The organism is Halobacteriovorax sp. XZX-3, from assembly GCF_043196495.1.
Lineage (GTDB): Bacteria > Bdellovibrionota > Bacteriovoracia > Bacteriovoracales > Bacteriovoracaceae > Halobacteriovorax_A.
The window spans coordinates 1,551,634-1,563,499 of the sequence record NZ_JBEBMO010000001.1 but is presented as its reverse complement, the minus strand read 5'-3'; the positions used below and the strand labels follow the sequence as shown (position 1 = coordinate 1,563,499).

The window sequence follows — 11,866 nt, the reverse complement described above, 5'->3', positions numbered from 1 at the left end:
ACAGCCTACTTTTTATTTTGTTTTAAAGATATCCATCTTTTCAATGATCATATCACTTAATTCCTCAACCTGTTGCTCTTGCGTCTGTGCAATGATCTGAGGAAAGTGGAGATCATATTTTACCTGAAACTTATCTTGTAAGTGTCTTTGATTCTCAATCTTTACCTTTATAAAGTCAGGCGTGTCATCTTCTGGGAATTTGTTCAGAGTTAAATCACAATTGAGGATTTCGATTGTTGAAATACTATACTCATTAGTAAGTTCAGTTCTTAATTCAATACCTTCTTCAACAGCAAGCTCTGTCGGAATACTAACAACAATGCATTGAGTGTGTTCTTTATTCGTTAAGAAGTTATGCATCTTATCGATATCATTTGCAATCGGTCCTATTTTAAAAATATCTTTAAAGACCTTTGGAGAGTGTATTGTTGAAAGTAGGTGACCAGATGCTGGAGCATCAACAATCACAATATTTTCTTCTTCTTTTGCAAGGTCAATAATGTGTCCAAGGAAGATCAGTTGACCAAAACTTGGGACCATATCAAATAAGGCCTTAAAGAATGAAGTTGAAACAATCCACTTGGCAATTGTTTTTGAATTTAGTTTACGAGCAATATATTCTTGAACTGAGCTTAAGTGAGTTAGCTCAACAGTTTTGATATTAAGTGATTTGATTAGCTCTTTGTCCTCATTTTGTTCAAATGAGAAATAATATACATTCTTATTATGATTTAGTTCAGAAATCGACTTAGTAAGCGCCAAGGAAGTGAGGCTTTTTCCAACGCCTCCTTTTCCCGTGACGATATATAAGTCTTTAAACTTCATTAGAATTTGTAGAATACCGTAAGTAGAACTTTAAAGTAGTATCCCTCAACATCTGAGCGATTCTCTTGATCTACATCAAACGGATCGTTGAATGTGGCCATAGCACCAACTGTGATTTTTCTATTTAAATCAAAGTCTGCACCTGCACCTAGTTGATAACCAAATACTGTCTTTGCATCTGACTTATACGAATCAGTCTTTATTTGTGGCCTAAAGAAACCAAGACCTGCTGCAAGGAATGGTTGGAATGCATCATAATGAAATAGCTTTCCTTTCGCTCCAAAAAGAAGTCCTGCAGTCTTCGAATAAGTATTCTCATATTCATGTTTTGAATAATGTAGGTTGGCGTAAAAATCAAACGAGTAAGAAGCCTTGTAATTATAAAATAATTCAGCCGTAATTTTATCTTCACCGTTATCTTTAAGATCACTCATTAGAAGTGTTTGACCAATTCCGATCCCAACTGAGTGAATGTGAAGCTCTTGGCCACTAAGAAGAGCTGCCGCTGCTGCCGCATCTGAATTCTTCTTTGCTGACTTAGAAGAAGTCAATTGCTTAACTGTTTGTGCTTGTGTTTGAACACCAAAAATAAAAAGGCCTGCTAGAATAACTGCAGGCCTTAATATAGATTTTGAAATTTGAAAAATCATTTCACCCTCTAAACTAAATATATATGCAGTAATAACTGCCTTATATTAGTTTAAAGTAGTCGTAGTTTCAACAGAAGAGTTTAGGTTTGCTGCGCTGTTGAAAGAGTTGAAAGTTTGAGCTGGTGCTTCTTCAACAACTGGAGCTTCAATACCTTCTAAGCCTCTAATATATCCAGTGAAAGTACCTTCTTCACCACGGATAACTCTCTTAAGAAGTTCAACGTCACCTGGCTTAGTTGACTTTTTCTCTTGATCAAAAAGAAGTTGGATTTGAGTCATGTAAGTGATGTCATTTTTAGTTTTGTTATCGATTACTTGAATCTCGTGACCTTCTCTGATGATTTGAGCGATCTCTTCAAGTGTTACATAGCAACTTTGGTGTGTGTCATAAAGTTTTCTGTTTTGGTACCTTTTAATAATTCTTACATCATTCATTCTACTACCCCTATTGGTTTACGAATATATCTCAAGTTTAATTTTAGAATTCTCTTGAGCTAAAACGAGTTAATAATTAACACGACGCTTTGTAATAGTTAAGCTTTTTGTATAAATTTCACCGTTAAGCTATGTCCAGTAAAATTAATTACTTATAAGTTCAACTTTGAACAAAAGACAGGTTGGTGTTCATATATTTTATTGATTCCCGCTGTGTCTATTGCTAAGCGTTTTGAAATTTGCATCAGAGAAGTAACAGTCAATGACAGTAACTGTCAAGGGATAGGCTTCTTAATTTTATCTAAATTCAAAGAGAATCCATTTATTTGCCATGATTTCAGCTATTTATCGTGCATTAGGTCGAACTAATGCAAGTCATTGATACTTAAGTTCTACCTAATGTTGCCCCTACGAAATTAAGGATTAATTTTCTTTAAGAAATATCTATTTAGGTCGATGAGAGACTGAGGCAGTAAGGCCAAGGATATTAGATGTTTAAAAATTTCATTCAAAATTCACTCTATACGATAGCGCTAGTAACACTCATTGGTTGTGCAACGACCAATAATGTTGAAGATGAGTCTAATATCAATGAAGATTCACAGCTTTCAAATACCATTTCTGATTTTGAAAAGGCGAAGCGAGCGCAAGAGTTTGTTGATCAGTCTCTTAGCGAGATTGTAGAAGAAGCAAAAACGAAGGGCGACGCTACGGTAAATTATGTCGCTAGTGACCTTTTCTTAAAAGCTGCAGACGCTTCTTTGAGTGGTGATTCTGTTTCGGCATCACTTATCTTAAAACACGTTGTTGATTTAAAACCTAAAGATATTTATCTAAGAAAAAAATATGCGGTTGAACTTATTAAGTCGAGTCAGTTAGAAGATGGAAAAAGGGAGCTAAAGTACCTTATTAAACATGCGGACAAAGATATTAAAATTAAGGCAAGACTCTTACTTGCAGGCGTATATGGTGCATTGGGAAAATCAAAGCAGTCAATCAAGTTATATCGTGAACTAGTCTATAAAACGAGACCAATTTTAAGTGAAGCTTGTATTTATCTTTCAAAAGCTTATGTGGATGAAAAGAAATTCAAGAAAGCTGTTGGAACGCTAAGTTATTGCTCACAAAAAGATCGCGAAAATCGCAGTATTTATGCCTTTCATACTGGCAAAATCCACTTTGAAAAATCTGATTATAAGAAGGCCAAGAAGTATTTTAATAATTCTTTAAAGCTTGATCCAACTAATCAGCAAAGTACTATTCTGCTTGGAATGATTTACGAACAACAAGGTGATTTTAAGTCTGCAAAGGTTCTTTATCAGAAGTTTTTGAAATACGATCCAAATAATTACACTGCACTTGGAAAATACGTAAATCTACTTTTTACAGATGGTGAGTATAAAGAAGTTGTTCCTTACTTAGAGAAGTTACTAGCTCTAGATCCTGAGAATTTAAATTTAAAGGTTAGATTGGGAGTTATTTATACAGAGACTAATAAGATTGAGGATGCAAAAGGAATCTTTAAAGAGATTCTAACTGTTATCCCAGATTCAGATAAAGTTCTTTATTACCTAGCAAGTCTTTATCAGCAGTCTAACGAAGGTGATCTTGCGGTAACATATTTTTCAAGAATTAAAGAAGATAGCTCACTCTTTCATGAGTCAAATATTCAGATCGCAAATATTTTGAATACATATGCACAAAAAGATCCTGCGCAAGAAAAGCGTCTTGTAGAATTTGTAAAAGAGCGTTCAAAAGCATCAAAAGAGTTACGTTTTGAATTAGAAGTAATTCTTGCAGGTTACTATGAAAATCGAAAAGATCTAAGCCGAGCTATCGCTTTAATGGAATCTCATATTGAGCACGATAGCTATACAGATGGACATGCTTATTATCTTGCATCTTTATATGAAAAAGATAAGGCATTCACAAAAGCCGAAAAGATTATGTTAGATATCTTAAAGCGTGATCCAAATAACTCACATGCTCTGAACTTCTTAGGTTATACATACCTAGAGCAAGGTGTTCATATGGATAAAGCCTATGCTTATATTAAGAGAGCTGTTCAGCTTAACCCTCAAGATGGATATATCCGTGATTCTTTAGGTTGGTACTATTACAAAACTGGAGAATATCAGAAAGCTTACCGCGAAATTAAAAAAGCCTTTGCTTTAGTAAGTGACGATGTGGTCATTGCAAAGCACTTAGGGCTCATATATACTTCTTTAAAGAAGCCAGAAAAGGCTCGTCAATATTATGTCGAGGCACTTAAAAATTGTACGAAAGTAAACGAACGCGAAGAAATTCTAAATTATATCGAAAAGCTGGACTCTGTGCGTTTGCCGGCTTCACGTTAATATCTTGTACAACAAATCCAAAAGATTTATCAGATAAGGCTGGAGCTTCAACGAATAAAGTTGAGGCCCATAAGCTTTTAACGAGTGGTATTTGCCAAGAATTTAAAGGCCGTGGCCGTTTGAAGTTTGGCAAGAATCAAGAGCGCTTCACTTATAATGCCATTTTAAATAAAGAAACATTTAGCCTTGCCATTGATGTTCCATTCAAAGGGCAAGAAACCTTAATTCTTCCACTCGATGCAAGTGAAGAGTTAGCAGCTGATATTTCAGGAACTCTCTATAAGAAAATTTCTACAGAGTTAGTAAAGGCAAAGCGTTATTCATCACTTAAAATATTAAATGACTTTCTCTTAAGAAACCGACTTTTCTTTAGTGAGATAAAGAATATCGATAGCAATTATTGTGACAAAGGGTGTCTTGAAGGTGATATTAAACATTACAGTGATGGGACTGTTGAATATAAGACGCCAATGATTGGCAATTATGAATTCAACGCATCATTCTCTCAGTTACAAGAAAACGAATATAAATTTATTCGTTTAGAGGGAATTCACAACTCTAAAAAAACAAATAAAAAGCAAAGAGTCCTCGCCTTGGACCTTATCGTTGATAGCTGCGGATCTATCTAGCAGCGCAACAACGCTTCCTAATAAATTCTAGTAAATTTATCTTATCTCTTGTATAAATTACTCTAGTATTATTCTATGCAATAATTTTTTGAACAAAGGATGGTTTATGAAATCAAGGAATCTTGTTTCATTTTTAATCATGGGGCTATTAGCTTTAACAGTTTCATGTACAAAAAAAGTGGATCTTAGTGAAAAAGTTCTACACCTGGCCGTTACTTCAGAAGTGAAGGGAATGGATCCAATTTATGCAAACGACAAGTATTCTTCAAATGAAGTTGGTCGTGTTTACGAAGGTCTATTAGAGTACCACTACTTAAAGAGACCATACACACTTGTACCAAATCTTGCAGAAGCTCTTCCTGAAGTTTCAGAAGATGGTCTAACTTATACTTTTAAAATTAGACAAGGTGTTTTATTTCAAGACAACGCTGCCTTCAAAGATGGTAAAGGGCGTGAGCTTGTTGCAGAAGACTTTGTATATTCAATCAAGAGACTTGCAGACCCAAAACTACAAGGTCTAGGTTGGTGGCTACTTCAAGATAAGATTGTTGGTCTTGATGAGTGGCGTGAGAAGAACTCTAAGAAAGATTCTGTTGATTATACAGAAGTTGTTGAGGGTCTAAAGACTCTAGACAAGTACACTCTTCAGTTCAAACTTAAGAAGCAATTCCCACAATTCCTATACTCTCTTGCAATGCCATTTACATTTGTAGTTGCAAAAGAAGTTGTTGATCACTATGGGAAAGAATTCCTAAACCACCCAGTTGGTACAGGTCCTTTCATGCTGAAAGAGTTTAGCCAATCTTCAAAGAAGTTTACTTACGATAGAAACCCTAACTTCAGAAAGAAGCTTTTCCCATCTGAAGCAAGTGATGAATTCAAACACATGCTTGCATATGCTGGTAAGCCAGTTCCTTTCGTAGAAAAGATTGAAGTAAACATCATTAAAGAAGATCAACCAAGATGGCTAAACTTCCTTAAAGGACGTGTTGATTATATTGGTATCCCAAAAGATAACTTTGAATCAGCTGTTACTCCAGGTAAAGGTCTTGGAGAAGAATTTGCTAAGAAAGGTATTGATCTATCAGTATCACCATCACTAGATGTTACTTATACTGCTTTTAATCACGACCTTAAACTATTCAATAACGTTGATCTAAGAAGAGCGCTTGCACTTGCTTACGATGTAAAAGAGTTTAATAAGCTTTTCTATAATGATACAGCTCTTCCAGCACAATCAGTTGTTCCTCCGGGGATTGCTGGTTACATGCCAGATTATGTAAACCCTTACCGTAACCGTGACCTAGAAAAAGCAAAAGCACTTCTAGCAAAAGCAGGTTACCCTGAAGGTAAAGGTCTTCCTGAAATTACTTATGACTGTCCAAGTACTTCAACTTCAAGACAGATTGGTGAGCTTTTCAAAAAGCAAATGGCAGAAATTGGTGTAAATATCAAAGTTGTTCAAAACTCTTGGCCAGAGCTACAAAAGAAAATTACTGCTCGTCAGGTAATGCTTTACGGAATCGCATGGGGTGCAGATTACCCAGATGCAGAAAACTTCCTACAATTACTTTATGGACCAAATAAATCTCCAGGTGCTAACGGATCTGGTTATGATAATGCTGAATTCAACAAACTATTTGCTAAGGCTTCAGTTATGCAAGATTCTCCAGAGAGAACTGCTATCTATGAAACTCTTAACAAAATGGCAGCTGAAGAAGTTCCATGGCTATATGGTGTTCACCGTCAGTCATACTTAATTAAGCACAGCTGGTTAAAGAATTACATTTCAACAGACTTTGAAGCTGGTCAAGATCAGTACTTAGATGTTGATTTAAAAATTAAAAAAGACATGCAATCAAAATTATAATTGATAAATGTTAGCGCTGGAGTTTACTTCAGCGCTTATTTAATGAAGCAATCTTAATGGTTGCTTTTTTAAATAAGCGATACGCTAGTTAAGTTCGAGCTAAGGAGCTGTTTTTGTGAATACTTGGTCATATATTTTAAGAAGACTACTTTATACGATCCCAATTATTTTGGGTGTTTGTTTAATTATTTTCGCTATCTTTAACTTATCGGGATATGATCCTGCTCAGTTACTGCTTGGGAAGCACGCTTCAGCAAAGCAAATTGCAGAAGTTAGACATGAGCTTGGTCTTGATCGTCCGTTACTTGAGCAATATATCGGTATTGTAAAGTCAGCTTTTACTTTTGACTTTGGTCGCTCTTGGGCAACAAAGCAAAGTATTATCGATATGATTAAAGAAGGTGCAGTACCATCACTAACGCTAACTTTTCCAGCGTTTTTAATTTCGACAGTTTTCTCTATTTTACTTGCGATCATCGTAGCATTTTTTAGAGGAAAGCTAATTGACCGTACACTTGTTATTATCTGTGTATGTTTAATGAGTATTCCATCTCTTGCTTATATCCTCTTCTTCCAGAAGTTTTTTGCTTATGAGTTAGGGTGGTTTGAAATTTCTGGTTATGAGCATGGTTTCCCATACTTTATTCCTTACGTAATACTTCCGGTTATCATCATGGTTGTTTTAAACCTTGGTCCGGATCTTCGTTACTTTAGAACAGTTATTCTAGATGATATTTATCAAGACTATGTACGTACTGCACGTGCAAAAGGTCTAAGTGAAAAAGTTGTTCTTCTAAAGCACGTATTAAAGAACTCTTTAATTCCAATTATTACATATGTAGTTATCCAAATCCCTTTCCTTATTTTAGGTGCTCTATTACTTGAGAGTTTCTTCTCAATTCCAGGGCTAGGTGGATTAACTGTAAAAGCTGTATTTGATAATGACTTCCCAGTTATTAAGGCGATGACGATTCTTTCGGCAATGGCCTACATTATCTTTACGGTAATTACAGATATTCTATATACAATCGTTGATCCAAGAGTAAGGCTAAAGTAGGAGTTGTCATGTCAGCAAATTTATCAAGCGAATCAAAATCACTATGGGGACATGCTTGGACGGAGCTTAAAAATGATAAAGCTGCAGTCTTTAGTATGGTTGTTATTGGATTATATGTAATACTTGCAGCACTTACATTCTTTGGTGTTATTGCAGGTGAATGGTCAAAAGAGATTGGAGCATCGTATATGCCTCCAAGTGCAGATGCACTATTTGGAACAGATATCTTTGGTCGCTCTGTAGTATATAAAACTCTTAAAGGTGCAGAAATGGCGATTGGGATTGGTTTCTCAACAGCTATGATCTCAACTGTAATTGGTGTGACTCTGGGGCTTATGGCCGGATACTTTGGTGGTAAAGTTGATGAAATCATTGTTTGGTTTTATACTTCACTAGCTTCAATTCCTTATATCATGCTTCTTTTTGCAGTAACGATGGTACTTGGAAAAGGGACATCATCACTATTCTTAGCTCTTGGGGTAACTTCTTGGGTTGGTCTATGTCGTCTTGTTCGTGGTGAAGTTCTACGCCACAAGGAAAGAGAGTATGTTCAGGCAGCAGCTGCTCTGGGTGCAGGAAATATGAGAAGAATGTTTAAGCATATTCTTCCAAATATCTTCCACATTGTTATCATTCAATTCTCACTAAGATTCCAACAGGCAATTAAATCTGAGGTAATCCTTTCTTATTTAGGTCTTGGAGTACAAGGTCAGCCTTCTTGGGGAACAATGATTGATGACTCAAAACTTGAACTTGCACGTGGTGTTTGGTGGCAACTTTCTGCAGCTACACTAGCTATGTTTGTTCTAGTTCTAGCATTAAATCTACTTGGAGATGCTCTTCGTGACTCTCTAGATCCTAAGCTTAAAGGGAAAGCGTAGGAAAACGCTCGACTATTAAAAAATAGCTTAATTTATTTACTCAACATTCCGATAAATATTGTTAAGAGGGCCTATTATTAGGCCCTAATTTTATTAGCTTACGGGATTATGAGAGAGATAAACTTAAGTTTCCAGCAGATTCAAAACAATCCTCTACTTAAAGGAGAGTTGTATTGGTCACGACCAAGTGGCAGGCGCCTTCTTATAGGCCGTGCTGGAGAGTTTGCTAATCTCGAGTTAGTTGAAAAACTTTCGCAACAAAATGATCAATTCTTTCAAAAAATAATCATTGATGAAGAGCGCGTTTCAAAAGTCGTCGATCACTTTATGGATCTACAAAAGGCCCAATTAGAGGAAGTGAAGCTTCGTTATCGAAATCTTATTCTGGTGGACTTTTATCGTATTTTAAAAGGTGAGAAAAAGTCTTCGACACTAGACTTCGTTTTTATTTGTCATGAAACTTTCTACGAGTTTAATCATGACAATATTAACCTTGAAGAAGAGTTTATTAAAACTAGTGCTATTACATTTAAAAAGGCACAAGTCATTTCTTCATCTGTTGTATATTTGGCCCTGATTTCGGGGTATCTTGATTTCAACTTTTTAAAAGAAGTTTTCAATACCATTCTAATGACTTATTTCTCTTATGTTTGCCGTAATGGAACAAATGTTGTGGATAAGTTAGCAAGCTTAGAGGAGTCATACGGTAATGTTGAGTATCTTAAGAGCCTAAGTCGAGACTTTTTTGAACTCGATTATAACTTAGATGATGATATTAGTGAGCTATGGCATAAAGTTCACGATCAGGTGTTCTCCTTAGAGCTAGAATTTGACTCCAATGATATTGAAGTCATTTTTAAATCAATCTTAGATAATGTAAAAGACTATCGCTACTTCAATGAAATCTTCTCTCAAGAAGATATTGGGAGGAGCGCGTAGGTGAGTAATAGAATTGAGGTTTATACATTTATCGATCAAGAGCTTTTTGAGAAGCTGAGTGAGCTAATGTGTGAAGACTTAAATTTTACTCAAGTTGAAAGTATTGAAGAGCTTTCAGATAAGAGAAATATAATAGTTAATGATATTAGCTATAAGAATTCGAACCCAATGGGAAGAGTTGTCTATATCAGTGAAGAGATAAAATCTGGTGTGGTAAGTCTTACTCCTGACGCCGTCTATACTGAGAATTCATTTATTCTAAATGAAATTGAAAACTACTTCGGCGTTCTACAAACCCCTAAGAATCGCACATTCCCACAGTTTACGAAAGTTAAGCAATATAAAATTCTCTCTCGTTTTAGTGTCGGTTATTATTGTGACCTCGCAAACCTCAAGGCCCATGAGAATTCATTTGATATTGAAAAACTTTCTGTAGGCTTACAGGGAATTTTAAATGCTATTGTTCTCAAGAGACAATGCGCTCCTGTTGAATTAGAGATGCTTTTTAGCGATGAAGAGCTTCTTATAAATATGAAGATTTCATCTATCTTTGTTGATGATGAATTGATTAATGAAATTTATCGATTCATTTCTAGTGACTTCTCTTATCTTTGTTTGAGAATTAATCGAAAAAAAGGGAAGATGGATCTAAGGTTCTCGCTTCAAAAAAAGAAATCGTATATTGCTCGTTTCGACTATGAAGTAAACTCTTCAAGAGCTAATTCTAGTGAAGAGCTCGTAAAAGATTCAAGTGAGAGAATTGTCGATCATAGCAATTATCACGATCCAATTATAAAAAAGGCATCATTAAAAGAGTTAAAGAGAATAATTGATTTTCTCTCAAAGAGAGAAGTCTCTCAAGATGACTTTCTAGATAACCTAGAGGCATATCCAGATAAAGAAATGCTTAAGGTCTTAGTTGATGATGAAATTGAATTTATTAAAAAGTCTGTATTAAATAAGGAAAAAGCTGAGAGCCTAAAGGAAGCCATTAGACTGACTGTGACTAACAGCTTTAATGAACAAAGTAGAGAAGAGTTCAATGAGAACTTTTTTAATAAGGTTGATAGACAAACTTTAAAAGATCTTGTTAAGGCAGAGAATTGGCCAATTGATAACGATGCTTTAAAAGAAGAAGTTAAAAATAAGATCTTAAATGAAAGAGAGCTTGAAACTTATAATGATTACTTAAATTCAGTACAAGGATATGTTGAAGAAACATATAACGTTCCTAAAGAAGACTTTGAAACTGTAAAAGACGGTGTTGAAGGTAATATTGCTGAAGAAGTATTAGAGAAGACTGGAAAGTCTGTAGAGCAATTTATTAGAGAGTCTGAATACTATGCAATGAAAGAGAAAGTTGCTCGTATGAGCCACTTATTCGATAAGATGCAAGCCGAGTTAGAAAAGGCAAAGCAAACTCCTGCTCTAGAAGTTCAAGACGTGCTAGTTGAAGAAGATGGTCAATCTCCTCTTGGAGCAATGGGTGAGCAAAGAGCAATTCAGGATCTTGAAGAGAAAGTTAAACAGCTTTCAAAAGAGTTAGAAATAAAAGGTGACTCGATAGAGGTCATGAGCCAGAAAGTTGATGCAGCTAGCCTATCGGCCGCAGAAGATAAGCAAGAGCTTAGTCTGGCACAACAAAAGCTTAAAGAAGAAATCTTAAAAGTAGAAGACTTAGAAAAAGAGTTAGCCAAGTTTAAAGGCGACACTTCTAATACTTCTGGTACAGGTGAAGATCTTGAGACAAAACTTAAAGATGCAAATATTGAGATCAAGATGTACAAGCAAAGACTTAAGTTTGCTCAGTCTCAGATTCAAACATTAGAGAAAGCGAAGAAAGCTGCTGCAGCTGGTGGTGCAAATAATAAGAAAATAGCCCATCTTGAAAAGCTAATGGATAAACAAAATAAGCTTAAATCTAAGATGGAAACAGAAATTTCTTCTCTTAAAAAAGATAATCATAAAATAAATCAGGAAAACAAAATCCTTTCAAATAAAATTAAAGACTTAGAGAGAAAGCTTAATAATAAAAATAAATCAGCAGCGTAATTTTTTTCTTGCCATATTGAGTGAAGTCCCTTATAAATATTCTCACGCCTTACCAATGAAATTTTTGAAAAATTTTTAATTGTGCCCAGATGGTGAAATTGGTAGACACGCTAGACTTAGGATCTAGTGCCTTTGGCGTGGAGGTTCAAGTCCTCTTCTGGGCACCATCTT

At 35.3% G+C, this 11,866-nt stretch carries 10 protein-coding genes and 1 tRNA gene; 8 read left to right on the top strand and 3 right to left on the bottom strand.

Annotated features, from left to right (window positions below; genetic code table 11):
* Window positions 1–12: 12 nt before the first annotated feature.
* From ABMA70_RS07385 to ABMA70_RS07375, 3 genes are read right to left on the bottom strand one after another with little or no spacing between them, the layout of a single operon-like run.
* Entirely contained in the window at window positions 13–825 is an 813-nt protein-coding gene (locus ABMA70_RS07385) for an ArsA-related P-loop ATPase (protein ID WP_392990717.1), read from the bottom strand.
* Window positions 825–1,475 carry an outer membrane beta-barrel protein gene (locus ABMA70_RS07380; protein WP_103218865.1) on the bottom strand — a complete coding sequence of 217 codons (651 nt, stop codon included), beginning with the start codon at window positions 1,473–1,475 and terminating at the stop codon, window positions 825–827. Before ABMA70_RS07380 ends, ABMA70_RS07385 begins: the two co-directional genes overlap by 1 nt.
* Before the next feature lie 45 nt (window positions 1,476–1,520).
* A complete protein-coding gene (locus ABMA70_RS07375) occupies window positions 1,521–1,910 on the bottom strand; it encodes a polyhydroxyalkanoate synthesis regulator DNA-binding domain-containing protein (RefSeq protein ID WP_103218866.1) in 390 nt (129 codons plus the stop codon).
* Window positions 1,911–2,401: 491 nt separating this feature from the next.
* Between ABMA70_RS07375 and ABMA70_RS07370 the strand changes: the two genes are divergently transcribed.
* From ABMA70_RS07370 to ABMA70_RS07335, 8 genes are all read left to right on the top strand, one after another.
* Window positions 2,402–4,267 (top strand): tetratricopeptide repeat protein, encoded by a 1,866-nt coding sequence (locus ABMA70_RS07370; RefSeq protein ID WP_103218867.1) that lies wholly within the window; start codon window positions 2,402–2,404, stop codon window positions 4,265–4,267.
* Window positions 4,186–4,896 carry a hypothetical protein gene (locus tag ABMA70_RS07365; RefSeq protein WP_103218868.1) on the top strand — a complete coding sequence of 237 codons (711 nt, stop codon included), beginning with the start codon at window positions 4,186–4,188 and terminating at the stop codon, window positions 4,894–4,896. The genes ABMA70_RS07370 and ABMA70_RS07365 overlap by 82 nt, the downstream gene beginning before the upstream one ends.
* Before the next feature lie 106 nt (window positions 4,897–5,002).
* Complete coding sequence (locus ABMA70_RS07360; RefSeq protein ID WP_103218869.1) at window positions 5,003–6,766, top strand: ABC transporter substrate-binding protein; 1,764 nt, start codon at window positions 5,003–5,005, stop codon at window positions 6,764–6,766.
* A 115-nt stretch (window positions 6,767–6,881) separates the two neighbouring features.
* The gene (locus ABMA70_RS07355) at window positions 6,882–7,823 is read left to right on the top strand and encodes an ABC transporter permease (protein ID WP_103218870.1); all 942 of its coding nucleotides are present in this window, start codon (window positions 6,882–6,884) and stop codon (window positions 7,821–7,823) included.
* Window positions 7,824–7,831: 8 nt separating this feature from the next.
* A complete protein-coding gene (locus ABMA70_RS07350) occupies window positions 7,832–8,704 on the top strand; it encodes an ABC transporter permease (protein WP_103218871.1) in 873 nt (290 codons plus the stop codon).
* Between the two features lie 108 nt (window positions 8,705–8,812).
* Complete coding sequence (locus tag ABMA70_RS07345; protein WP_392990721.1) at window positions 8,813–9,643, top strand: hypothetical protein; 831 nt, start codon at window positions 8,813–8,815, stop codon at window positions 9,641–9,643.
* Complete coding sequence (locus ABMA70_RS07340; protein WP_392990723.1) at window positions 9,644–11,695, top strand: hypothetical protein; 2,052 nt, start codon at window positions 9,644–9,646, stop codon at window positions 11,693–11,695.
* A gap of 83 nt (window positions 11,696–11,778) precedes the next feature.
* A tRNA-Leu gene (locus ABMA70_RS07335) sits at window positions 11,779–11,862 on the top strand.
* The last annotated feature ends 4 nt before the right edge of the window (window positions 11,863–11,866 follow it).